A 24,637-nucleotide genomic window follows, 5' to 3' on the forward strand; every position below is an offset into this window, starting at 1 on the left:
GTTTGATCAGATGAGACGGGTAGTTGTCACAGGTCTGGGTGTCGTGTCCTCGATCGGAAACGACGCGGCCGAAGTCACCGAATCCTTGCGGCAGGCAAAGTCGGGTATCTCCTTTTCGAGCGATTTCGCCGAACATGGGTTCAAGTGCCAGGTCTGGGGCAGTCCGAAGCTCGGTTCGGCGGAACTTGCCGAATTGGTCGACCGCCGCGCCATGCGTTTCCTGTCGCAGGGCGGCGCCTGGAACCATGTCGCCATGAAGCAGGCGATCGCCGATTCCGGTCTCGAGGACAAGGACATCGGCAACAACGAGCGCACCGGTATCATCATGGGCTCCGGCGGCCCGTCCACTCGCACCCTGATCGAGGCTGCCGAGATCACCGTCAAGAACAACAGCCCGAAGCGCATCGGCCCCTTCGCCGTGCCGAAGGCGATGTCCTCGACTGCATCGGCCACTCTCGCCACCTGGTTCAAGATCCACGGCGTCAATTATTCGATCTCGTCGGCCTGCTCGACGTCGGCGCATTGCATCGGCAACGCCGCCGAGATGATCCAGTGGGGCAAGCAGGACGTGATGTTCGCCGGCGGCCATGAGGATCTCGACTGGACGATGTCCAACCTCTTCGACGCCATGGGCGCCATGTCCTCCAAATATAACGACACCCCGGACAGCGCCTCGCGCGCCTATGACGTCAACCGAGACGGTTTCGTCATCGCCGGCGGCGCCGGCGTGCTGGTGCTCGAGGAACTGGAGCGCGCCAAGGCGCGCGGTGCCAAGATCTACGCCGAAATCGTCGGCTACGGCGCGACCTCGGACGGCTACGACATGGTCGCCCCCTCGGGCGAAGGCGCCATCCGCTGCATGCGCCAGGCGCTCGCCACCGTCAAAGGCGATGTCGACTACGTCAACACCCACGGCACATCGACGCCGGTCGGCGACAGCAAGGAAATCGGCGCCATCCGCGAAGTATTCGGCTCGAAGATCCCGCATATCCAGTCGACCAAGTCGCTGACCGGCCATTCGCTTGGCGCTGCCGGCGTGCAGGAATCGATCTATTCCCTGCTGATGATGCAGCAAGGCTTCATCGGCGAAAGCGCTCATATCACCGAGCTCGATCCCGAATTCGAAGGCGTCCCGATCGTGCGCAAGCGCATCGACGACGCGAAGATCGACATTGCCCTCTCCAATTCCTTCGGCTTCGGCGGCACCAACGCTACGCTCGTCTTCCAGCGCTATAACGGATAATGATAATATGACGGGAATCATGCAGGGTAAGCGCGGGCTCGTCATGGGCGTCGCCAACAACCACTCGATTGCCTGGGGAATTTCAAAAGCTCTCGCCGCACAGGGTGCGGAACTCGCCTTCACCTATCAGGGCGCTGCGCTCGGCAAGCGCGTCAGGCCGCTTGCTGCCGAGGTCAGCTCGGATTTCGTCCTGCCCTGCGACGTCGAGGACGTCGCCTCGGTCGATGCCGTGGTCGACGCGATAAGCGAGCGCTGGGGCAAGCTCGATTTCATCGTTCATGCCATCGGCTTTTCCGACAAGAACGAGCTGAAGGGTCTCTACGCCGATACGACGCGTGAGAATTTCAGCCGCACCATGGTCATTTCCTGTTTCTCCTTTACCGAGATCGCCAAGCGCTGCGCTCCGTTGATGGAAGATGGTGGTGCGATGCTGACGCTGACCTATAATGGCTCGACGCGCGTCATCCCGAACTACAACGTCATGGGCGTCGCCAAGGCAGCGCTCGAGGCTTCGGTGCGCTATCTCGCCGCCGACTACGGCCCGCGCGGCATCCGCGTCAATGCCATTTCCGCTGGCCCGATCCGCACGCTTGCCGGCGCCGGCATCTCCGATGCGCGCGCGATCCTCTCCTGGAACCAGCGCAATGCGCCGCTGCGCAAGACCGTGACCATCGACCAGGTCGGCAACTCGGCTCTCTACCTGCTCTCAGACCTTTCCTCCGGCGTCACCGGCGAACTCCACTTCGTCGACGCCGGCTTCAACGTCACCTCCATGCCGACGCTTGAAACGTTGCGCAGGGCGGACGTCGAGTAAACGCTACCCGTTTTGAAACTCAAAGGCCGTGCGCATGATGCGCACGGCCTTTTTGTTGTTCGATAATAGGATCAGCGTCGAAGCCGCGTAGGCTTATTTCTTCGCCCACAGCACCTTGAACCGGGCGTTGCGGCAGGTTTCGCCGCTTTCCCTGAAATTCGCCGCCAGAACCGGCTCGTAAGGCAGGCCGCGATTGGCGACGAGCATCAGGCGGCCGCCACCACGAAGGGCGGATGCGGCCGTCTTGATCATTGCCTGGCCGAGCGCCGGATCGGCCGCGTGTCCCTCATGGAAGGGCGGGTTCATGATGACGAGATCGTATTTGTCTTTTATCGGCTCACCCGCCAGATCGTGCCAGAAGAAGCGCACAGGCGCGTTCGGGCAGTTCTTAGCCAGATTATCCCTGGCAGCCTTCAGAGCCGCGTGATCGGCCTCGTAGAGGTCGAGGCGCGTCAGTCCACGCGACTTCCGCGCCATCTCGACGGAGAGATAGCCCCATCCGGCACCGAAATCCGCAACGTCGCCGGTGAAATCCTCAGGCAGGCGCGAGGCGAGCAGCTCCGATCCGGCATCGATGCGGTCATGCGAGAACATGCCGGCGGTTGCATTGAAACGGCCGTCGACGCGGACCGGCGCCTTTGCCAGCTTGGAGACAATCTCGTCAGCATCCGCCGGCCGGCCGAACCAGAAGGCGACGCCGTGATATTTCGGCATATGGTCGACGGCGAGATTGAAACCTTCCATCCGCTTGCGCAGCGGTTGGACACCGTCTTCCTTGGCGCCGGCAACGACGATCAGGCCGCCGAGCCGCGTACGGGCGATAGCAGCAGCAAGATTGGCCTCGTTCTCGCCCTTGTGCTTGGTGCAGAGCACCAGAGCCGCATCATAGTCCTCGCCGTCGATCTCCGGCTTCGCTTCGATCCGCTGCGCCAGCAGCTGCCGGTAGAGCGGCCGGAAGCCTTGGACGGCGCTGAGCGAGGCGGCAAAGCCTTCCGGCAGCGCAAAGCCTGCCTCGGCGCCGAGGAAGAGCACGCGCTCGCCCTCGCCGGGCGCCGCGACTGTGCCGCTGGCAAAGGGATGGAACAGGGTCTTCAGCGTCTCGCTGCTCATGGTCTCGTCTCGTCTTCTCATACGAAAAAGGGCGCGGAAGCATTCCCGCGCCCGGTAGCAAATTTGGAAGGCGGCTTATTCGGCCGCTTCTTCCTTCTTCTTCTCGTTCGGGATTTCCTGGCCGGTGGCCTGGTCGACGACCTTCATCGACAGGCGAACCTTGCCGCGTTCGTCGAAGCCGAGCAGCTTGACCCAGACCTTGTCGCCTTCCTTGACGACGTCCTGCGTCTTGGCAACACGCTCGGAAGCAAGCTGCGAGATGTGGACGAGGCCGTCACGGGCGCCGAAGAAGTTGACGAAGGCGCCGAAGTCGGCGGTCTTGACGACCGTGCCTTCGTAGACCTGGCCGATCTCAGGCTCGGCGACGATCGAGTGGATCCACTTGCGGGCCGCTTCGATCTCCTTGCCCGAGGACGAGGCGATCTTGACGGTGCCGTCATCCTCGATGTTGATCTTCGCGCCGGTCTTTTCGACGATTTCGCGAATGACCTTGCCGCCGGAGCCGATGACTTCACGGATCTTGTCGACCGGGATGTTCATGACTTCGATGCGCGGAGCGAATTCGCCGAGCTGGCCGCGGCTTTCGGTGATCGCCTTGGACATTTCGCCGAGGATGTGGACACGACCGCCCTGGGCCTGGCCAAGGGCGACCTTCATGATCTCTTCGGTGATGCCGGTGATCTTGATGTCCATCTGCAGCGAGGTGATGCCGTCGGCGGTACCGGCGACCTTGAAGTCCATATCGCCGAGGTGGTCTTCGTCACCGAGAATGTCGGAGAGGACAGCGAAGCGATCGCCTTCCAGGATCAGACCCATGGCGATACCGGCAACCGGCTTTGCCAGCGGAACGCCGGCGTCCATCAGAGCGAGTGAGGTACCGCAGACGGTCGCCATCGAGGACGAGCCGTTCGACTCGGTGATCTCGGAGACGACGCGCAGCGTGTAGGGGAACTGCTCAGGCGTCGGCAGCATCGGACGGATCGCGCGCCATGCGAGCTTGCCGTGGCCGATTTCGCGGCGACCCGGGGAGCCCATGCGGCCGGTCTCGCCAACCGAGTAGGGAGGGAAGTTGTAATGGAGCAGGAAGCGCTCCTTGTACATGCCCGTCAGGCTGTCGACATACTGCTCGTCTTCGCCGGTGCCGAGGGTGGCAACCACGATCGCCTGGGTTTCGCCGCGGGTGAAGAGCGCCGAACCGTGGGTGCGCGGCAGAAGACCGACTTCCGAAACGATCGGACGGACGGTTTCGAGGTTGCGGCCGTCGATGCGGCTCTTGGTGTCGAGGATATTCCAGCGGACGATCTTCGCCTGCAGATGCTTGAAGATCGCGCCGACTTCTTCGGCCGTGTACCGGGCTTCGCCTTCCTCGGGGAGGAAGTGCGCCTTCACCTTCGCCTTGACGGCGTCGACGGCGGCGTAGCGGTCGGCCTTCTGGGTGATCTTGTAGGCTTCGCGAAGTTCAACTTCGGCAAGGCCGAGCATTTCGGTTTCGAGAGCGGAGTAGTCTGCCGGCTGGAAGTCGCGCGGCTCCTTGGCGGCCACTTCGGCGAGCTTGATGATCGCGTCGAGGACCGGCTGGAAGCCCCTGTGGCCGAACATGACGGCGCCGAGCATGACGTCTTCGTTAAGTTCCTTGGCTTCGGATTCCACCATCAGCACGGCGTCGTAGGTGCCGGCGACGACGAGGTCGAGGCTCGATTCGTCCATCTCGTCGAGATGCGGGTTGAGAACGTATTCGCCGTTGATGTAGCCGACGCGTGCACCGCCGACCGGGCCCATGAAGGGAACGCCGGACAGCGTCAGCGCTGCCGAGGTAGCGACCATCGACAAGATGTCCGGGTCGTTTTCGAGGTCATGCTGGATAACGGTGACGACAACCTGCGTGTCGTTCTTGTAGCCCTCAGGGAAAAGCGGGCGGATCGGGCGGTCGATCAGGCGGGAAACGAGGGTTTCCTTTTCGCTCGGACGGCCTTCGCGCTTGAAATAGCCGCCGGGAATCTTGCCGGCCGCATAGGTCTTTTCCTGGTAGTTGACGGTGAGCGGAAAGAAGTCCTGGCCGGCCTTCGGCGCCTTGGCCGAGACGACGGTGGCGAGAACGACGGTTTCGCCGTAGGTGGCGAGAACCGCGCCGTCGGCCTGACGGGCGATCTTGCCGGTTTCGAGCTTCAGCGGGCGGCCGGCCCACTCGATTTCGACTGTGTGTGTATCAAACATGTCTTGTCCTTCAATGCGGGAGCACGCGCCATCGCCGATATCAAGGCGCAGCGCACAGTCGACCGCAATCAATGTGACGTATCACGGGCAAGACAACGGGAGGCTTTTCATCCTCGGTTTCCTCAGGCGTTCCTGAGAAACCGGGCCAAAGCTCATTGACAAGCCTTGGCCGAAAGCATCCGGCAATCCTGCCCCATGACAGGTCAACGGTTGGTTTGGCAGAACCGGCCCATCCGGGTCTGCCGGTCTTTCCACCGCTAAAAGATAGGGCGCGGCTGGAACATTTCATCGGGAGCCGTGTCCCGAAACACATCCGGCGGGCGCTCGAAAAGCGCCCGCCGGACAATCTTAGCGGCGGATACCCAGGCTGGTGATCAGCTTGGAATAGCGGCCCTCATCCTTCTTCTTGAGATAATCAAGAAGCGAGCGGCGGCTCGAAACCATCGTCAACAGGCCACGGCGGGAATGGTTATCCTTCTTGTGGTCCTTGAAGTGTTCGGTCAGGTTGTTGATGCGTTCGGTCAGGATCGCGACCTGGACTTCCGGAGAACCGGTATCGCCTTCAACGGTCGCATATTCCTTGATCAGCGCAGACTTGCGCTCAGCAGTGATCGACATCGGGTGATCCTTTCTAAGAGGAGGAGATAAAGTCGCCAAAAGCCGGGATGTCGTCCAGCTTTGGCCGTGAATGCGAGCAGGCAAACCTGACGCTGGCGCTGCCTATAAACCAAATAAGCAGCAATGGAAAGAGGGGAGCTCCAGCAGCGGTTTTCAGCGGCCCGCCATGGCGTCCCGGATCATCGCATCGTAACCCGTCGGATCCTGCAGCATGGCGAAATGGCTGGCGTCTTTCAGGATCACGAGCTTGGCGCCCGGAATGTCTTTTGCCATCATCTCCGTATGGTCGAGCTTCACCGCCTCGTCATGGTCGCCGATGGCGAGCGTGACCGGCACCGCGATCTTTCCAAGATCCGCTGCCGTCCAGGCCGGCTGGGTCTCCCACATGTGGGAAATCTGTTTGACGAAGGCGTCGTACTCGTTCGGCGTCGGCGACAGTTTCCGGTAATAGTCGCCGGCGACGTTGATGTAGTCGTTGAAGGTCTTGTTGTTCATCACGTCGGCCTTGACGCCGTCGGTCGTGACGTTGGCGGCCTGGGCAATGACGCGCGTCAGCTTCTCCGGATTTTTCATCGCCATGTCGATGCCGATGATGCCGCCGTCCGACCATCCCACAAGTGTCACCTTGTCGATCTTCAGATAGTCGAGAAGGGCGACGTAGTCAGACGTCATCAGATCGTAACCGAAGGGCTGCTGGCTGCGCGTCGAGCGCCCATGTCCGCGGCTGTCGGCAACGATGACCCGATGATCCCTCGCAAAATCGGCGACCTGGTGACCCCAGACCTCGGCATTTCCAAGACCGCCATGAATGAACAGGATGGGGTCGCCTTCGCCATATTCGGCGTAATACATCCTGATGTCGTTCACATCGGCCATGCCGCTCGTTTTTGCCGCCGGCATCGAAGGAAAGGCCGGAAGCTCGGCCCAGCGCTCGGCGGATCGAGCGCCGGCGGCGGCGAGAAACATCGAAAAGAACGTCAGGATTCCGATAGCAGTTCCGCGCATGATCTTTCCCTCTGTCAGGCCCCCATGGCCCAACAGGGAAGATATCGCATCGCGACCGGCTGACAATCGCTGTCGTTGTCAGAAACCCAGATAGGCTCAGGCGAAAACCCGCTTCGGGCGGAACTCGCCCTGGCCGATCTCGCCGATCGCGATCAGCTTGCCGCGGGCCGTCGCATAAGCTTCGCTTTCGGCAACCGGCGCATCGCGGCCACGCACCAGGATCGGGTTGCCCATCTTCAACCGGTGCGCCTGGTCATCGTTGATGACGAGATGGGGCAGGGAGGACAGCGCTTCGCAGGTGTTGATCAGCAGCGCGTCGAGGGCCGCCAGCCGCTCGTCCATATCCTCGATCGCTTCCAGTGCCACGAGATCCGCGAGCGGCACCATGGCCTCTTCCGCGAAAGGCGCGACGAAGGTGCGCCGCAGCCCGGACACATGGCCGTAGCAGCCGAGCTCGCGGCCGAAATCACGCGCCAGCGCCCTGACATAGGTGCCCTTGCCGCATTCCACTTCGAAATGCGCGCTATCGGCGTCCGGGCAGGCGAGCAAGGTCAGCCGGAAGATATCGACCTCACGCGAGGGGATTTCGACGGTTTCGCCTTCGCGCGCCAGATCATAGGCGCGTTCACCTGCGATCTTGATCGCGGAAAACTGCGGCGGCACCTGGCTGATCGTGCCGATATATCCAGACAGGATATCGCGGATCTGCTGTTCGCTCGGGCGTTTGTCCGAACTCTTGGTCACTTCGCCCTCGAGATCGTCGGTCGCGCGCTCCTCGCCCCAGCTCACCGTGAATTCATAGATCTTGCGGCCGTCCATCACGTAGGGGACGGTCTTCGTCGCGTCGCCGAGCGCGATCGGCAGCATGCCGGAGGCGAGCGGATCGAGCGTGCCGGCATGACCGGCCTTCTCAGCCTTATAGAGCCACTTGATCTTGGAGACGGCTTCCGTCGAGCCGAAATCCACCGGCTTGTCGAGGATCAGCCAGCCGGAAATCGGCCGGCCCTTGGGTTTGCGTGGTTTGGACATGCGTCTCTTCTGTTTATTGTTCGTCATTATCGCCGTCGAGGTCGCGGCTCACCTCGGGCGACCGCAGCAGCTCGTCGATCTTCTTGTAGTTGTCGAAGCTGGTATCGTCGCGGAAGCGCACCTCCGGCATGTATTTCATCTGCCGAAGCTGCGGCCCGAGCCGGCCACGGATGAACCTTGCATGACGGTTCAACGCCTGGATGACAATGCTGTGGTCGGAAACGCCGAGCGGCGTCACATAGGCGGTGGCGATCTTGAGGTCCGGCGACATGCGCACTTCCGAGATCGAGATCACGGTCGCCTCGATGATTTCGTCACGCACTTCGCCGCGCTGCAGCACTTGGGTGAGAGCGGCGCGAACCTGTTCGCCAATGCGCAGCATGCGCTGCGAAGGCGCGGAAGAAGTTGGTCTGGTCATTGTTATCTCTATTTGCCGATGCGGCTGGGAATCGAACCCGTCAAAGGAGAGCGTCCATGACTCTTTTGGCCGAAAAGGTCAAGTCGGCAGGAACCCGAAAGCCATCCGCCGGCTGGCGGATGGCTTTCGGAAAAGTTCAGGCGCAGCTGTTTAGAGCGTGCGCGTGATGTGCTCGACGCGGAAGCACTCGATGACGTCGCCGGCGCGCATGTCTTCGTAGTTTTCGAAGGCCATGCCGCATTCCTGACCCATCGGCACTTCGGACACTTCGTCCTTGAAGCGCTTGAGCGTCTTGAGTTTGCCTTCGTGAACGACGACGTCGTTGCGGATGAGGCGGACGCCGGCACCACGTTCGACCTTGCCTTCGACGACACGGCAACCCGCGACCTTGCCGACCTTGGTGATGTTGAACACCTCGAGGATTTCGGCATTGCCGATGAAGGTTTCGCGCCGTTCCGGAGACAGGAGGCCCGACATCGCTGCCTTCACGTCATCCACGAGATCGTAGATGATGTTGTAGTAGCGGATTTCGATGCCTTCGCGTTCGGCGAACTGGCGTGCCTGCGTATTCGCACGAACGTTGAAGCCGATGATGGCCGCGTTCGAGGCTTCGGCGAGCGAGATATCCGACTCGGTGATGCCGCCGGCGCCCGAATGGACGATGCGGGCGCGAACTTCGTCGGTGCCGAGCTTCTCCAGTGCGCCGGCAATCGCTTCGATCGAGCCCTGCACGTCACCCTTGATGACCAGCGGGAACTCCTTGATGCCGACGCTTTGGCGCTGCATCATCATCTGTTCCAGCGAACCGCGCTGTCCCGACTGGCGGGCAGCCGCCTTGTCGCGGGCCAGACGCTGACGATATTCCGAGATTTCGCGGGCGCGGCTTTCGCTTTCGACGACGGCGAACTTGTCGCCGGCCTGCGGCGTGCCGGAAAGACCGAGAACCTCGACCGGCGTTGCCGGACCTGCTTCTTTCACATGGTCGCCCTTGTCGGTGACGAGAGCGCGCACGCGGCCCCAGACATCGCCGGCGACGATGATCTGGCCTGGACGCAGCGTACCTTTCTGGACGAGCACGGTCGCGACGGAACCACGGCCACGATCGAGCTGGGCTTCGATGACAGTGCCTTCGGCGGTCCGGTTCGCATTCGCCTTGAGATCGAGAATTTCCGCCTGTAGCAGGATCGCCTCGAGCAGCTTGTCGAGGTTTTTGCCGGTCTTGGCCGAAACCTCGACGTCAAGCACTTCACCGCCCATGGATTCCACGAAGACTTCGTGCTGCAGCAGCTGGTTGCGGACCTTCTGCGGATCAGCCTCGTGCTTGTCGACCTTGTTGATCGCCACGATGATCGGAACACCAGCCGCCTTGGCGTGGTTGATCGATTCGATCGTCTGCGGCATCACGCTGTCGTCGGCTGCGACGACCAGGATCGCGATATCGGTCGCCTGCGCACCGCGGGCACGCATTGCCGTGAAGGCGGCGTGGCCGGGCGTATCGATGAAGGTGATCTTCTGACCGTTCTGCTCCACCTGATAGGCGCCGATATGCTGGGTGATGCCACCGGCTTCGCCGGAGACCACGTTGGCATGGCGGATGGCGTCGAGCAGCGAGGTCTTGCCGTGGTCGACATGGCCCATGATGGTAACGACGGGCGGACGGGAAACCAGTTCGCCATCGTCGTCGGACACGTTGAAGATCCCGAGTTCGACGTCGGATTCCGACACGCGCCTGACCGTATGGCCGAATTCGCCGGCGATGATTTCGGCGAGGTCGGCGTCGATGACGTCGCCCGGCTTCATCATCTGACCTTCCTTCATCAGGTACTTGATGACGTCGACGGCGCGTTCGGACATGCGCTGCGACAGTTCCTGAATGGTGATGGTCTCGGGCAGAATCACTTCGCGGGAGATCTTCTCGCGGGTTTCCTGCATCTGACCGCGGCGGAACTTCTCCTGCCGGCGACGCATCGCCGAGAGAGAACGACCGCGGGCATTGTCCTCGCCGTCGACGTTGGCAGTGGTGATCGTCAACTTGCCGCGACGGCGCTCTTCATCCGTCTTCGGACGAGTCGTGACCGGCTTTGCGGGTTCCGGGCGAACGACGCGGCCACGGACGGGACCGCCGCGCGCTGCGCCACGATCGTCTTCTTCCTTTTCGTCACGACGGCCGCGAACGGCGCCGGGGACGGCAGCGCCGGGTGCCGGACGGGCAGCAGGTGCTCCAGCCGCATCGGGACGGCGTGCGGCCGGTGCCGACGATGCAGGCTGCTGCGGCCGTGCCGCATCGGTGCGTGCTTCGGCCGGAGCCGGTTCTGCGGCTGCGGATTCAGCAACAGCGGGTGCCTCAGCCTGCCGGATAGCCTCTTCAGCGGCCCTGCGGGCAGCGTCTTCCGCTTCGGCTGCCTTGCGGACAACCTCTTCGGCGGCACGGCGCTTTTCTTCCTCGGCGCGGCGGATCGCATCCTGGGCGTCACGCGCCTGGGAGTCGGCAAGCGCGCGGCGGCGGGCATCCATCTCTTCCGGCGACAGATGGTTCAGCACCACCGGGCGCGGACGATCGTTCTGGCGCGGCGGCTGGTGAGACTGCTGCGGCGGACGCTGGTTCGTCTGGTTGTTGTTGCCCTGCTGGACCCGCGGAGCCGGCGTCGGCTGTTGCGGACGCGCCTGCACGGGTGCGGGCGCCGGTTCGGCTGCGCGCACGGGGGCCGCCGGAGCGACGGGCGTGATCGGCTTTTCGTCTTCCGGGCGCATCGGACGCCGCTTACGGGTCTCGACGACGACCGCCTTGGTGCGACCTCGACCCATATCCTGGCGAACGGTGCCCTGGCTCATCCCCGATGGTTTCAGGGTGAGTGTCTTTTTGCCCGCTACGCTGATTGTCTTGTCGTCGTTACTATCAGTCATTCGTTCCCGTTCCTTCGGACAGGGAGCGATAACTAGATCAGACCCTGTCGTTCAATACTGTCGATCAATGAGTATGGGACCGGCCGATGCCGGTGACCGCCTCATTGTTTTTGCCGGCCAGCGCCGCCCGCTGCCCGGGACTGACCGCCATTACGGTACTGTTCGAGCATCTTTGCGCGCTTCACTACACCTTCACCCGCCTGCCCTGCAAGCACTGCGGCATGGATAAAAGCATTCTGGCCCATCAGGCCTTCCATTTCGCTCTCCGAGAAGAGACGGAAGGAAGGTATCTCCTCCTCGGTCTCCATTCCGAGGTGCCAGGCCTTGCGGGCCTGGTCGATTTTCCGGACGCCGTCGTCCGCTGCGCCAGTCGAGTGGAACACCGCAAGGGCTGCTCCGCTTCTGACCGCGGCATCCACTTTCGAGGACCCGCTGACAAACTGGCCGGCCTTCCGCGCCATGTTCATCATCTGCATCAATTGCGCCGCGAGCAGCCGATCGACACTCGCGCCGAGATCGTCCGCCGCCTTCACATCCGTCTTCAGCGCGCGGGCGAAGAGCTTCTTCGCCACCGCCCTGTCGACCAGCGACCGGTCGATCTTCACCCAGCATCCGCGTCCCGGAAGCTCGCGCTTCAGATCGGCGACAACTGTTCCATCGGGAGCGGCGACGAAGCGGATCAGCTCTTCCGGCGATCCGCTTTCGCGCGTCACGATGCACATGCGTCCGTTCACGTCATAACCTGCAAGATCGTCGTCCTCGAGAGGAGCGTCCGGTTCATGCGCGGTCATCATGCTTCTTGTTCGGCTTCGGTGACCTCTTCTTCGGTCCCCTTCGCCAGGTCCTCTTGCGTGATCCAGCCGGCCGAAAGGCGGGCCTGGACGATCATCTGTTCTGCTTCGACGCGCGAGACGTCGAACTTCGAGAACAGGCCCTCGAACTTCTTCGTTTCGCCGTTCTTGCGTTCCGACCAGCCGACGAGATCGTCGGCGGCGCAGCCGGCAAAGTCCTCGATCGTCTTGATGCCGTCTTCGCCGAGCGCCACCATCATCTGGGCGGTCATGCCGTTGATTTCACGCAGTTCGTCCTGAACACCGAGCGCCTTGCGCTTCTCGTCCATCTCGGCTTCGAGACGTTCGAGGAATTCGCGGGCGCGCTGCTGGATTTCCTGCGCCGTCTCCTCGTCGAAACCGTCGATCGACGAGATTTCGTCGAGATCGACATAAGCCAGTTCTTCAACCGCGGCAAAACCTTCCGAAGCCAGAACCTGGCCGACCATCTCGTCGACATCAAGCGAATCCATGAATAGGTTGGTGCGCTCGTTGAATTCCTTCTGGCGGCGTTCCGATTCCTCGGCCTCCGTCATGATGTCGATATCCCAGCCGGTGAGCTGCGAAGCGAGGCGGACGTTCTGGCCGCGGCGGCCGATCGCAAGCGACAGCTGCTCGTCGGGAACGACGACTTCGATACGCTCGGCATCCTCGTCGAGAACGACCTTGGCGACTTCGGCCGGCTGCAGGGCGTTGACGACGAAGGTCGCCGGATCTTGGCTCCACGGAATGATGTCGATCTTCTCGCCCTGAAGCTCGCCGACGACGGCCTGAACGCGTGAGCCGCGCATACCGACGCAGGCGCCGACCGGATCGATCGAACTGTCGTTCGAGATCACCGCGATCTTGGCGCGAGAACCCGGGTCGCGGGCGACCGACTTCACCTGGATGATGCCGTCGTAGATCTCCGGCACTTCCATGGTGAAGAGCTTCACCATGAATTGCGGATGCGTGCGCGACAGGAAGATCTGCGGGCCGCGCTGCTCGCGACGGACATCATAGACATAGGCACGGACGCGATCGCCATAGCGGACGTTTTCGCGCGGGATCATTTCGTCGCGGCGGATAATGCCTTCGCCACGGCCGAGATCGACGATGACGTTGCCGTATTCGACGCGCTTGACGGTACCGTTGACGATTTCGCCGACGCGATCCTTGAATTCGTCGAACTGGCGGTCGCGCTCAGCTTCACGCACCTTCTGCACGATCACCTGCTTGGCCGACTGAGCGGCGATGCGACCGAAATCCATCGGCGGCAGCGGATCGGCGATGAAGTCGCCGAGTGCGGCGTCCGGGTTGCGGTCGCGGGCAAGCTCCAGCGGGATCTGCGTCGAATAATCCTCGGCCTTCTCGACGACTTCGAGCAGGCGCTGCAGGCGGATTTCGCCGGTCTTCGGATTGATGTCGGCCCGGATGTTGGACTCGGTGCCGTAACGGGAGCGTGCCGCCTTCTGGATGGCATCGGCCATTGCGGCCAGCACGATCTCGCGGTCGATGACTTTTTCGCGCGCCACTGCATCTGCGATCTGCAGAAGTTCGAGCCGGTTCGCACTGACTGCCATTGTCTTGTTTCTCCGTCTTTACTCCAGGGTTCCCGTCCCTGGAGCGGTCTGTTGATCGGTTATTCTTCGTCGTCGGCTTCGTTCTGGTTGGCGGCCTGGGCTTTCGCCAGCTTGTCGGCGCGCAACGCGTCGCGGATCAGGTCGTCGGTCAGAATGAGCTTCGCATCGCTAAGCGCCGTGAAGGGAATAGTGACCTTCTGCTCTTCCCCATAGGCGACCTGGTCACGCTCGAGCGTGAAACCATCTGTGCCTGCCTCGACGATCTTGCCGCGGAAGCGCTTGCGATTGTCGATCAAGATCGACGTCTCGCATTTCACAAGGTGGCCCTGCCAGCGGACGAAATCGGATTTCCGTACCATCGGACGGTCGATGCCGGGCGAAGACACTTCCAGATGATACTCTTTATCGACCGGATCTTCCACATCGAGGACGGGAGAAATCGCCATCGAGACTTCTTCGCAATCCTGAACCGTCATCGTGCCGTCGTTGCGTTCGGCCATGACCTGCATCGTCGCACCGTTCTGGTTCATCATGCGGACGCGGATAAGGCGGAAGCCCAGATCGACGAGAACGGGTTCGATGATATCGGCAAGACGCTGGTCGAGCCCGGTTTCGGTAATCAGCCGCGGCTCACGTTCATTGTCTGCGTTTGTCAGATCCGACAAGCGGTGCGCTCCTCGCAATTTCATGCTTTTTCGGCGATCGCGCTAATAAAAAAGAGCGGGTCCTTGCGGCCCACTCTTCATCAAGCGATCAAGAATTTGAGAGGCATATAGTCGGGTTTTTCCGAAATTGCAAGGTCCCCGACCGATTCGGCCAATTCGCTTGCCGCGCGTGATGAGGACTATGGCCGGCGCCTGTCTTGCGCATATATTGCCGCTGGCGCGCAATAACAAAAGCGGGAGAAATCGTGGCCTACACTTCGTCGACATTGGCGCCTTTGCGGCACGATACCTACCGCACCATCTGGTTCGCGAGCCTTTCCTCGAATTTCGGCGGCCTGATCCAGGCAGTCGGTGCGGCCTGGATGATGACGACGATCACCGCCTCGGAGGACATGGTGGCGCTGGTGCAGACCTCGACGGCGCTGCCGATCATGCTGTTTTCGCTGATATCGGGTGCGCTCGCCGACAATTATGACCGCCGCCGGGTCATGCTGACGGCGCAGTGCATGATGCTCACCGTCTCGGCGCTACTGACGGCCTCAGCCCTGCTCGGCTGGATCACGCCCTGGCTGCTGCTCTTCTTCACCTTCCTGATCGGCTGCGGCACCGCGCTCAACAATCCCTCCTGGCAGGCCTCGGTCGGCGATATGGTGCCGCGTGCCGATCTGCCGGCAGCGGTCACGCTGAACAGCATGGGTTTCAACATCACCCGCAGCGTCGGCCCGGCGATCGGCGGCGTCATCGTCGCCGCTGCCGGCGCGGCCGCGGCCTTCGCGGTGAATACGCTGAGTTACCTCGCCCTGATCTACGCCCTGCTGCGCTGGCGGCCAGCCGCGCCCGTCTCGACCCTGCCGCGAGAGGCGCTCGGCAGCGCCATCTTTGCCGGCCTGCGTTATGTCTCGATGTCGCCCAATCTCGAAAAGGTCCTGGTCAGGGGACTGCTCTTCGGCATCGGCGCCAGTTCGATGCTGGCGCTGCTGCCGGTCGTCGCCCTCGATCTCGTTGCCGGCGGCCCGCTGACCTATGGTTTCATGCTCGGCGCCTTCGGCATCGGCGCGATTGGCGGCGCGGTGCTGAATGCCAGGCTCCGCCAGGTGCTTTCCAGCGAGATGATCATCCGCCTCTCCTTTGCCGGCTTCGCATTGAGCGCGGTCATTGCAGCCGTGAGCCCGAGCGCCGTCTTGACCTCAGCCGGGCTGCTCGTTTCCGGCGCCTGCTGGGTCTCTGCACTATCGCTGTTCAACACCATCGTTCAGCTTTCGACGCCGCGTTGGGTAGTCGGCCGGGCGCTGTCGCTTTATCAGACCGTCACCTTCGGCGGCATCGCCGGCGGCAGCTGGCTGTGGGGCGTTGCCGCGGATCGCTACGGCGTCGCCGATGCGCTGCTGATGTCATCCGTCGTCATGCTGCTCGGCATTGCGATCGGCCTGCGGTTTTCCATGCCGGCCTTCGCCTCGCTCAACCTCGATCCGCTGAACCGCTTCACCGAACCGGCCCTCAGTCTCGACATCACGCCGCGCAGCGGCCCGATCGTCATCCAGGTCGATTACGAGATTGCCGATGAGGACCTTGCGGAATTCATGGCGCTGATGGGCGAGCGCCGCCGCATCCGCATCCGCGACGGCGCCCGCAATTGGGCGCTGATGCGCGATCTTGAAAATCCGGGGCTGTGGACGGAGACCTATCATACGCCGACATGGGTCGAATATATAAGACACAACCAGCGGCGTACGCAGGCCGATGCCGAAAATATCGACAGGCTGCGCGCGCTCCATCGCGGCGAAGGTCCGCCTCATGTTCACCGCATGATCGAGCGCCAGGCCATTGCGCCAGGTGACGATGTCTTCCACAAAGCGCCGATCGACCTGCATCATTGAGAACAGTCAATGCATAATTTCAGGCTCGCCCGCCTATCCGATCTTGCCGCCATCGTCCGGCTTCTTGGCGATGACGATCTCGGCGGCGCCAGAGAAATCGTCTCCGATCCCGTCGATGCACGTTATCTCTCGGCCTTCGCCGCGATCGAGGCGGATGCCAACCAGTTGTTGGCTGTCGCGACCGATGCGGCCGACCAGGTCGTGGGCAGTCTGCAACTGAGCTTTCTTCCCGGCCTCTCGAGGACGGGCATGTGGCGCGGCCAGATCGAAAGCGTGCGTGTGGCAAGGGATCTTCGCGGCTCGGGCCTCGGCGCGCAATTCATCGAATGGGCGATTGCTCAGTGCGCCGAGCGCGGCTGCGGCTTGGTGCAGCTGACATCGGACAAGGCGCGACAGGATGCGATCCGCTTCTACGAGAGGCTCGGTTTCGTTGCAAGCCATGAAGGGCTGAAACGCACTCTCTAGAGCAATTCCAGGAAAGGTGCGAAGCGGTTTTCCGTCCGGAATTGCGTCAAAACAAAAGGTTAGAGCGGTTCGGCGTGTCCATGAAAAGCTGAACCGCTCTAAAGCCGATTACTTCAGCTTGCCCTTCATCGTCGCCTCGGGAAAGCATGTCGGCTTCATGCCGTTCTTTGCCTGCCACTGGCCGATCGAGCGCCGGGTCTTGTAGCCCGGCAGACCGTCGGAACCGCCGACATCATAGCCCTGCCGTTCCAGCGCCTTCTGCATGGCGGCGACGTCCGAGCGCAACATCTTGCCGACATCGCCCCACCGGCCCTGGAAGGCGCCGCCATTATAGGCGATCCGGTCGGCAAGATTGCCGATATAAAGCGCGTAGAGATCGGAATTATTGTATTCCTTGATGATGTAGAAATTCGGCGTGACGATGAATTCCGGTCCGTCGCGGCCGGCCGGAACCAGCATCATGCCATCAGCCTTCATTTCGCCGGAGGGAAAGCCCTTGCCGGAGATGCGGTCGATGCCGAGCGAGGCCCAGTGCGACAGCGGCTTTGCCAGATCGGGTCCCTCCTGTGCGCAGGAGACCGCCTCCGGTATCGACACCTCGAAGCCCCAGTCGCGGTTGCGCTGCCAGCCTTTCTTGAGCAGGTAATTGGCGATCGAGGCGAGCGTATCGGGCACCGAGGTCCAGATATTGCGGTGACCGTCACCATCGAAATCCACCGCATATTTCAGATAGCTCGTCGGCATGAACTGCGGCTGGCCGAGCGCGCCCGCCCACGAACCCTTGAACTCGGCAGGTGTGACGTCGCCGCCGTCGAGAATATGGAGTGCGGCCACCAGCTCGGTGCGGAACATCTCCTTGCGCGTCGACATGAAGGCCTTGGTCGCCAGCACCTCGATCGCCGAATTCGGGATCTTCGCCGCACCGAAGCCGGTCTCACGGCCCCAAATGGCCAGCACGATCGAGCCCGGCACGCCATAGGTCTTTTCGATCCGCTTCAGCGTCGAGCCATACTGGGCGGCAAAGCCGCGTCCCGTTGCGGCAAGCTTCTTCAGCTGGTCCTCGTTGAAATAGGGAGCGGGCGAGGAAAATTCGGCCTGCGTCTGCTTCTGCTCCTTCGGTGGCGGGAAACCGGGCGGGGCGAGATCGGGCAGGTTCCAGTTCAGCGTGATGCCGGAGAAAGCGGCTTGAAAGACCTTCTCCGAAATGCCGTTCGCCTTCGCCTCCGGCCAGAGGTCGGCCTGCACCCATTTTTCGAACTGCACCTCGACATCGGCTTTCGAAGGGGCCGCGTAACAGGAGAGGGGCAGGAGAGCTGCCGTTAAAGCGAATGCGAATATCCGCAGCCGCCGTGGAACACCCCCCTCTGCCCTGCCGGGCATCTCCCCCACAGGTGGGGAGATTGGCTGGGCGCAGAAGTTTCCGCCGACAATCGACGTTTCTGCGCGGCAAACTGACAATGAAGCGGGAAACCAAAGCCGCTTGTGATCTCCCCCCTTGTGGGAGAGATGCCCGGCAGGGCAGAGGGGGGTGTGATGCAACATACGCAAGCCTCCCTATATCACCGTCCGCGCCCGAAGTGCCGCCGCAAGCGTGCCCTCGTCGAGATAGTCGAGCTCGCCGCCGACAGGCACGCCATGCGCCAGCCGCGTGATCTTCACGTCGAGCCCCTGCAATTGGTCGGTGATATAATGCGCCGTCGTCTGTCCCTCGACCGTGGCATTGACCGCGATGATCAACTCCCGGATGCCGCCTTCGCCGACCCGGTCGATCAGCCCGCGAATGTTGAGATCGTCAGGACCGACCCCGTCGAGCGGCGACAGCGTGCCGCCGAGCACGTGATAGGCGGCGTTCATCGCGCCTGCCCGCTCCAGCGCCCAGAGATCCGATACGTCCTCGACGACGATGATGACGGATTGATCGCGTTGCGCGTCGGTGCAGACAATGCAGGGATCGACCGTATCGACATTGCCGCAGCGCGAGCAGATCTTCACCTTGTCATAGGCCTCGCCCATCGCATTCGACAGCGGGCCGAGCAGCTGGTCCTTCTTCTTGATCAGATGCAGTGCCGCCCGGCGCGCCGAGCGCGGCCCAAGGCCCGGCACCTTCGCCAGAAGCTGGATGAGTTTTTCGATTTCGGGTCCGGTGACTCGTTTTGCCATGCGCCGTTCTTAACTGATATGGAACGAAAACGGAATCGTGGAAGGATCGGCCATCCCATGAAAATCCTGGCCCTGTGCACCGGCAATCCGGAAAGACTACCGGGCAAGAGTTACAAGACCGGCATCTTCAAACACGCCGTCAATGGCGCGGTGATGATCGACGCCGAAGGTCTCGTCGGCGATGCGATCTGCAACCGCAAACACCATGGCGGCGTCGACCAGGCGGTCTATGTGGAGGGATCGCTGACGCTCGACTGGTGGAGCAGCGAGCTCGGCAGGCCTTATGAGGCCGGTACTTTCGGCGAGAACATGGTGATATCAGATCTGGACAATCGCGACGTCGCCGTCGGCGACCGCTTCGCCGCTGGCGATCTCATCCTCGAGGTCACGGCATGCCGTATGCCCTGCGCCACCTTCGCCGCCAGGATGGCCGATCCGAAATTCGTCAAGCGTTACACTGCCGCCGCCCGTCCCGGCATCTATTGCCGCGTCATCCGGGGCGGCGTGGTCGAGCCCGGGATGCCGATGGAATACACGTCTTTTTCGGGAGACAAGATTACGATGCCCGAGCTAATGGAGACCTTCGGCCGAAGGCTTCAGGGCGCAGATCGTGCGCGATATCTCGCGGCCCCAATTCACTGCAAGCTTCGGGCCATGCTGGAATCCCAAGCCGGCGAAGCGCACTAGATCACACCTTGATATGTGGGCCGCCTCAGAACGGCAGCTTGAAGCCCGGCGGAATCGGCAGGCCGGCGGTCAACGCCTTGGTCTTCTCGGCGGCGAGCGCCTCGGCCTTGTCCTTGGCGTCCTTGTGGGCGGCGACGATCAGGTCCTCGAGGATCTCGACATCGTCTTCCTTGAACAGCGACGGATCGATCTTCAGGCTCTTCAGCTCGCCTTTGCCCGTGATGACCACGGCGACGAGACCGCCGCCCGCTTTGCCTTCGGCCGTGAGCTCGGCGATTTCCGCCTGCATCTGCTCCATCTTGGCCTGCATTTCCTTGACTTTGCCCATCATGCCCATGATGTCGCGCATCGTCTCGCTCCTTGTTGAAACCTCAGAATTCTATGTCGTCGCCCGGCAGGATATCACCTTCCTCGGATTCGGCGGCGGCCGGCGGTGTCGCCTCGCCTTCCTCCTCCGGTTCGGGCGCCCGTACGCGCACGTCGATGATCTTGGCACCGGGAAAATGTGCAAGGATTGCCGCCACGTCAGGGTCCTGGCGCGCGTCGATCACATGCTGTTCCCGGGTCCTGGCCTCCGCTTCGACAAGCGTCGGCTGGCCCTCGTCGCGGCTGAGGCTGACGATCCAATGGATGCCGGTCCACTCCTTCAGCTTGACGGCAAGCTCGTTGAGCAGCGTCGTCGGCGCACCGGGAGCCAGGCTGACGTCGAGCCGGCCGGCTTCGATACGGACCGGGCGCAGGAAGGTACGCACCATCGCCTTCAGCTTCGGATCGCGTTTCTCGGTGGCGAGGTTGACGATATCGTTGACCGAATTGACCGAGACGAGCGGCTTCGGTGCCTCCGCCGGTTTTGGCTCGATCCGCCCGACAGGCATCGTTTCCGGCTGGCTGCTCGGCACGGCCCGCAGCATCGCCACCGGCGCCGAAGGCTGTGGCTGGCTCGATGCGGTTTCCGCCGCGCGCGCCGTGACACTGTTCTGATAGGAAACCCGTGTCCCGTTGCCGCCGCTATTGCCGGACGGCGGAACCGCGGGTCGCGGGCCGGCATTGTCGCCGGAAAATTCGGCAAGCCGCCGCGCCGCGTCCTCGGGCGCCGGCAGATGCGCGGCATGCGCAAGCCGGATCAGCACCATCTCGGCTGCCCCTGCCGTCCGCGACGAGCCTTCCGTTTCCGGAATGCCCTTGAGCAGCATCTGCCAGATGCGCGACAGCGTCGTCACCGCAACGCCCTTGGCGAATTCCGCCGCCTTGGTGCGCTCGACCTCGCTGAGCGAAGGATCGTTTGCCGCATCCGGCACATATTTCAGCCGCGTCACGAGATGGGTGAAATCGGCAAGATCGGTCAGCACCACCACCGGATTGGCGCCGGCTTCGTACTGGTTCTGGAACTCGCCGAGGGCGGCGGCGACATCGCCTTTGACGATATGCTGGAAGAGATCGACGATCCGGGCGCGGTCGGCAAGGCCGAGCATGCCGCGCACGGCTTCCGCCTGCACGACGCCCGCGCCATGAGCGATCGCCTGGTCGAGCAGCGACAGGCCGTCGCGCGCCGAGCCTTCGGCAGCACGCGCGATCATCGCCAGCGCATCGGCTTCCGCCTCGATGCCTTCCTTGGCCGCGATCGTCGTGAACAGCCCGACGAGATCGGAGGCGCTGATGCGGCGCAGGTCGAAGCGCTGGCAGCGCGACAGCACGGTGATCGGCACCTTGCGGATCTCGGTGGTGGCGAAGATGAATTTCACATGCTCCGGCGGCTCTTCCAGCGTCTTCAGCAGGCCGTTGAAGGCCTGCGTCGACAGCATGTGTACTTCGTCGATGATATAGACCTTGTAGCGCGCCGAAACCGGCCGGTAACGCACCTGCTCAATGATCTCGCGGATATCGTCGATACCGGTATGGGAGGCGGCATCCATCTCGATCACGTCGACATGCCGGCCTTCCATGATCGCCTGGCAGTGCTCGCCGGGCGTGCGGAGGTCGATCGTCGGCTTGTCGATTTCCGATGTCTTGTAGTTCAGCGCCCGCGCCAGGATGCGCGCCGTCGTCGTCTTGCCGACGCCGCGCACGCCGGTCAGCATGTAGGCTTGGGCGATGCGGCCGGTCTCGAAAGCGTTGGTGAGGGTGCGGACCATCGGCTCCTGGCCGACCATCAGGTCCGTGAAATCCTTGGGGCGGTATTTGCGAGCCAGCACGCGGTATCCGGTGCCCGTCGAGGCGGCATCTTTTGATTGTCGCTCGGTGTCGCTCATCGCCCTGCTTGTCGCCCGGACTGTCGGGCACTTCGTGGAGAGAAGGTGGGAGGCTGGCACGATGACCCGTGCCGGGCTCGTTAGGGCTGCTTCCTTCCGGACCTGACCCGGTTGGCGAGTGGCTCGTCCACCACCAACCTCCCGGATGCACATATCGGCAATATCGACATCAAAAGCAAGCCAACATGCGAAAAAACTGCTAGTCGTAGGAAAAGACAGGAGGAATGCCCTTTGAACGGTTTCGTGCTCGACCCCAGGCTCGAAAATGACAGCATCAGCATCATGGTCACCGGCCTCTGCGATCTGAGATTGTCGAAGGACGCCCGCTGGCCCTGGCTGATTCTCGTGCCGCGCCGGGGTGATATCACCGAAATCTTCGAACTGACGCCGCTCGACCAGGTGCTGCTTGCCTTCGAGACGGAACTGGTCGCCAAGGCGCTGAAGAAGATCACCGGCGCGACAAAAATCAATGTCGGGGCTCTTGGCAACATCGTCCGCCAGCTTCATGTTCATGTCATTGCCCGCTTCGAAGGCGATGCCAACTGGCCGGGTCCCGTCTGGGGCTTCGGGCGCGCGGAGCCCTACGAAGACGGAAAGAGAGACGAATTTACAGCGAAGCTGCGGGAAGCCCTGTCATCATGAGTCATTCGCTTTTCGATTCGGATGCGCCGCATCCGGAACCCAGCAATCTCACGGCCTTTGCCGCCAACGATCTCAACCGCGATTCCGAGCATCGCGACGAACAATCCGTCCAAAAGGCGCTGGCCAAGGAAGGCACTCATATCTTCGCCTTCGCCAGGGATAAGCTGGTGCTGAAGCATGACGGCCAGGTGCTCGACCCGCTCTTTGCCCGCTACGAGCTGCAGGAATTGCAGCCGGATTGGGACGAGACCGTACTTCTCGGTTACCGCAAGACCGGCGAGCCGCGCCTTGCCGTTCCCGTCGGCATCGACGTCGACGACCTCACCAGCCACTATAAGCCTGCCGACGGTCGCACGCTGTTTCGCGAAATGCTGATCGACGAGGTGTTGCTCGGCGAATTCGCCCAGGCCGCAAGCCTCATCCGCTGGAATGGCGACAATCGCTTCTGCGGCCGCTGCGGCTCGGCGATGGAGATCCATATCGGCGGCTACAAGCGTGTCTGCGCCGCCTGCGAACACGTGATCTTCCCGCGCACCGACCCCGTCGTCATCATGCTGACGGTCGACGAGCAGCGCGATCTCTGCCTGCTCGGGCGCAGCCCGCATTTCGCGCCGGGCATGTACTCCTGTTTGGCCGGCTTCGTCGAACCCGGAGAGACCATCGAGAACGCCGTGCGCCGCGAAACGCTGGAGGAATCGGGCATCCGCACCGGCCGTATCCGTTACCACGCCTCACAGCCCTGGCCGATGCCGCATTCGCTGATGATCGGCTGTTACGCCGAGGCGAAATCCACCGAAATCAGTCGCGACGAGACCGAGCTGGAGGATTGCCGCTGGTTCACCCGCGAGGAAACGATCGAGATGCTGGAACGCCCGAGCGCGACAGGCAAGGCCTCTCCGCCGAAAGGGGCGATTGCCCACCGCCTGATGCGCGACTGGGTGGAGTGGAAGCGCTAGCGTCATGCCCGTCGCCCGCTCCGAACGGCTGCTGACGCTGCTCCAGACGCTCCGGCGTTACCGGCGGCCGGTGACCGGCACGGTGCTGGCACAAGAGACCGGCGTCAGCCTGCGGACGCTCTATCGCGATATTGCCAGCCTCCAGGCCCAGGGCGCGATGATCGAAGGTGAAGCCGGCATCGGCTACGTGCTGAAGCCCGGCTTCATGCTGCCGCCGATGATGTTTTCCGAAGAAGAGCTGGAGGCTTTGGTGCTCGGCTCGCGCTGGGTGGCCCGCGCCGCCGAGCCGCGCCTTGCCGGCGCCGGCGCCGATGCACTGGCCAAGATTGCCGCGGTGCTGCCGGCCGATATGCGCGAGATGATCGATTCGGCAGCGCTTTTCGTCGGTCCCAAACGCAGGGACGAGGACAAGGCTGACGTTTCGGCCATCCGCAGGGCGATCCGCCTGGAGCGTATTCTCGAACTGCATTATGGCGACGAGCAGGGCCGTATCTCGCGCCGCCGCGTCTGGCCTTTCGGGCTCGGCTATTACGAGCATGTGCGCGTCCTCATGGCCTGGTGCGAACTGCGCCAGGATTTTCGCCATTTCCGCACCGATCGCATCATCGATATGGCCTTGCACGAGGTGCGTTATCCGCGCCGCCGCACGGTGCTCCTCAAGGAATGGCGCGAGACGCAGGACGTGCAGATGGAGAACTGAACGCTGCTGCCATAAACTGTCAGCAGATGGAGTTATTATCAGTCTCAATCCACCAGGAAGGAGTACTGATCATGGTAATGCCTCCAGCCATTCATTTTACTAACGACCGTTTTGCGGCCGAGTCCTTTGCCGATGTCATTTCGGCCGAGACTTTTGCCGATGTCCACCAGTCAGCGCGCTCCGGCCTGCTGCACCTGGTCATGAACATTTTCCGATTTCGCAGAGGAGACCGCACCGGCCTCGACCTTGAAGCGACACCGGATTACCGGAAGCGCGACCTCGGCTTCATCGACGGACGCCATCCGCGCCGCGAGGACCGTTTTCCGCTCTAAAGCATACCGCACAAAAGTGTGCAGCGGTTTTGCGACAACGACATGCGCGACCACTTTAGGCCGCCCATCCTTATCAACATTCTGTCCGACGAATACGGGGCGTTGCGATCGCAACGCCCCGGTAGTCTGCTGCCATTCATTGTCAGCAGACGAGACC

The 24,637-nt window shown here is 62.4% G+C and carries 23 protein-coding genes and 1 other RNA gene; 9 read left to right on the forward strand and 15 right to left on the reverse strand.

The genetic code is table 11. From position 1 onward, the window contains the following. Positions 1-10 precede the first annotated feature (10 nt). Positions 11-1,243, forward strand: coding sequence for a beta-ketoacyl-ACP synthase I (gene fabB, locus BS630_RS08930; RefSeq protein WP_077977140.1), 1,233 nt, complete (start codon positions 11-13; stop codon positions 1,241-1,243). 7 nt (positions 1,244-1,250) lie between these two features. Then, a complete protein-coding gene (fabI, locus tag BS630_RS08935; RefSeq protein WP_077977141.1) occupies positions 1,251-2,057 on the forward strand; it encodes an enoyl-ACP reductase FabI in 807 nt (268 codons plus the stop codon). 93 nt (positions 2,058-2,150) lie between these two features. Here the strand turns inward: fabI and BS630_RS08940 are convergent, their stop codons facing one another. The 10 genes from BS630_RS08940 to rimP form a co-directional block, all read right to left on the reverse strand. Further along, positions 2,151-3,167 (reverse strand): class I SAM-dependent methyltransferase, encoded by a 1,017-nt coding sequence (locus BS630_RS08940; protein WP_077977142.1) that lies wholly within the window; start codon positions 3,165-3,167, stop codon positions 2,151-2,153. Positions 3,168-3,242: 75 nt separating this feature from the next. Then, entirely contained in the window at positions 3,243-5,381 is a 2,139-nt protein-coding gene (gene pnp / locus BS630_RS08945; RefSeq protein ID WP_077977697.1) for a polyribonucleotide nucleotidyltransferase, read from the reverse strand. 348 nt (positions 5,382-5,729) lie between these two features. Continuing rightward, positions 5,730-5,999: a 30S ribosomal protein S15 gene (gene rpsO, locus BS630_RS08950; RefSeq protein ID WP_003544317.1), complete on the reverse strand. Its 270-nt coding sequence runs from the start codon at positions 5,997-5,999 to the stop codon at positions 5,730-5,732. 153 nt (positions 6,000-6,152) lie between these two features. Next, positions 6,153-7,004, reverse strand: coding sequence for an alpha/beta fold hydrolase (locus BS630_RS08955; RefSeq protein WP_077977143.1), 852 nt, complete (start codon positions 7,002-7,004; stop codon positions 6,153-6,155). Between the two features lie 96 nt (positions 7,005-7,100). Beyond that, positions 7,101-8,033 (reverse strand): tRNA pseudouridine(55) synthase TruB, encoded by a 933-nt coding sequence (truB, locus tag BS630_RS08960; protein WP_077977144.1) that lies wholly within the window; start codon positions 8,031-8,033, stop codon positions 7,101-7,103. 13 nt (positions 8,034-8,046) lie between these two features. Next, positions 8,047-8,451 carry a 30S ribosome-binding factor RbfA gene (gene rbfA, locus BS630_RS08965; protein ID WP_077977145.1) on the reverse strand — a complete coding sequence of 135 codons (405 nt, stop codon included), beginning with the start codon at positions 8,449-8,451 and terminating at the stop codon, positions 8,047-8,049. 150 nt (positions 8,452-8,601) lie between these two features. Further along, positions 8,602-11,355 carry a translation initiation factor IF-2 gene (gene infB, locus BS630_RS08970; RefSeq protein WP_077977146.1) on the reverse strand — a complete coding sequence of 918 codons (2,754 nt, stop codon included), beginning with the start codon at positions 11,353-11,355 and terminating at the stop codon, positions 8,602-8,604. A 101-nt stretch (positions 11,356-11,456) separates the two neighbouring features. After that, complete coding sequence (locus BS630_RS08975) at positions 11,457-12,149, reverse strand: RNA-binding protein (RefSeq protein WP_170269392.1); 693 nt, start codon at positions 12,147-12,149, stop codon at positions 11,457-11,459. Beyond that, entirely contained in the window at positions 12,146-13,747 is a 1,602-nt protein-coding gene (nusA, locus tag BS630_RS08980; RefSeq protein ID WP_003555785.1) for a transcription termination factor NusA, read from the reverse strand. Before nusA ends, BS630_RS08975 begins: the two co-directional genes overlap by 4 nt. A gap of 59 nt (positions 13,748-13,806) precedes the next feature. After that, a complete protein-coding gene (gene rimP / locus BS630_RS08985; RefSeq protein WP_020052336.1) occupies positions 13,807-14,412 on the reverse strand; it encodes a ribosome maturation factor RimP in 606 nt (201 codons plus the stop codon). A 197-nt stretch (positions 14,413-14,609) separates the two neighbouring features. Between rimP and BS630_RS08990 the strand changes: the two genes are divergently transcribed. Both BS630_RS08990 and BS630_RS08995 read left to right on the forward strand, forming a co-directional pair. Then, positions 14,610-16,289: an MFS transporter gene (locus BS630_RS08990; RefSeq protein WP_183594495.1), complete on the forward strand. Its 1,680-nt coding sequence runs from the start codon at positions 14,610-14,612 to the stop codon at positions 16,287-16,289. Between the two features lie 9 nt (positions 16,290-16,298). After that, positions 16,299-16,754 (forward strand): GNAT family N-acetyltransferase, encoded by a 456-nt coding sequence (locus BS630_RS08995; protein ID WP_020052338.1) that lies wholly within the window; start codon positions 16,299-16,301, stop codon positions 16,752-16,754. Positions 16,755-16,862: 108 nt separating this feature from the next. On the opposite strand, the gene BS630_RS09000 is transcribed toward BS630_RS08995, so the two are convergent. Further along, a complete protein-coding gene (locus BS630_RS09000) occupies positions 16,863-18,134 on the reverse strand; it encodes a lytic murein transglycosylase (protein ID WP_025396636.1) in 1,272 nt (423 codons plus the stop codon). A gap of 174 nt (positions 18,135-18,308) precedes the next feature. Continuing rightward, positions 18,309-18,914, reverse strand: coding sequence for a recombination mediator RecR (gene recR / locus BS630_RS09005; protein WP_077977148.1), 606 nt, complete (start codon positions 18,912-18,914; stop codon positions 18,309-18,311). Positions 18,915-18,971: 57 nt separating this feature from the next. On the opposite strand from recR, the gene BS630_RS09010 reads away from it, so the two are divergent. Continuing rightward, complete coding sequence (locus tag BS630_RS09010; RefSeq protein WP_077977699.1) at positions 18,972-19,601, forward strand: MOSC domain-containing protein; 630 nt, start codon at positions 18,972-18,974, stop codon at positions 19,599-19,601. A gap of 25 nt (positions 19,602-19,626) precedes the next feature. Here the strand turns inward: BS630_RS09010 and BS630_RS09015 are convergent, their stop codons facing one another. From BS630_RS09015 to ffs, 3 genes are all read right to left on the reverse strand, one after another. Continuing rightward, on the reverse strand, positions 19,627-19,950 hold the full coding sequence (locus tag BS630_RS09015; protein ID WP_003544342.1) for a YbaB/EbfC family nucleoid-associated protein: 324 nt from the start codon (positions 19,948-19,950) through the stop codon (positions 19,627-19,629). A gap of 22 nt (positions 19,951-19,972) precedes the next feature. Beyond that, a complete protein-coding gene (locus tag BS630_RS09020) occupies positions 19,973-21,850 on the reverse strand; it encodes a DNA polymerase III subunit gamma/tau (protein ID WP_077977149.1) in 1,878 nt (625 codons plus the stop codon). Positions 21,851-21,895: 45 nt separating this feature from the next. Then, positions 21,896-21,992, reverse strand: an RNA gene (gene ffs, locus BS630_RS09025) — signal recognition particle sRNA small type. A gap of 89 nt (positions 21,993-22,081) precedes the next feature. Between ffs and BS630_RS09030 the strand changes: the two genes are divergently transcribed. From BS630_RS09030 to BS630_RS09045, 4 genes are all read left to right on the forward strand, one after another. Further along, the gene (locus BS630_RS09030) at positions 22,082-22,492 is read left to right on the forward strand and encodes an HIT domain-containing protein (RefSeq protein ID WP_077977150.1); all 411 of its coding nucleotides are present in this window, start codon (positions 22,082-22,084) and stop codon (positions 22,490-22,492) included. Next, positions 22,489-23,448, forward strand: a complete 960-nt coding sequence (gene nudC, locus BS630_RS09035) for an NAD(+) diphosphatase (protein ID WP_077977151.1) — start codon at positions 22,489-22,491, stop codon at positions 23,446-23,448. Before BS630_RS09030 ends, nudC begins: the two co-directional genes overlap by 4 nt. Positions 23,449-23,452: 4 nt before the next feature. Then, positions 23,453-24,148 carry a helix-turn-helix transcriptional regulator gene (locus BS630_RS09040; protein ID WP_077977152.1) on the forward strand — a complete coding sequence of 232 codons (696 nt, stop codon included), beginning with the start codon at positions 23,453-23,455 and terminating at the stop codon, positions 24,146-24,148. 71 nt (positions 24,149-24,219) lie between these two features. Continuing rightward, positions 24,220-24,480 (forward strand): hypothetical protein, encoded by a 261-nt coding sequence (locus BS630_RS09045; RefSeq protein WP_077977153.1) that lies wholly within the window; start codon positions 24,220-24,222, stop codon positions 24,478-24,480. The last annotated feature ends 157 nt before the right edge of the window (positions 24,481-24,637 follow it).

Source organism: Rhizobium laguerreae (assembly GCF_002008165.1).
Classification (GTDB): Bacteria; Pseudomonadota; Alphaproteobacteria; order Rhizobiales; family Rhizobiaceae; genus Rhizobium; species Rhizobium laguerreae.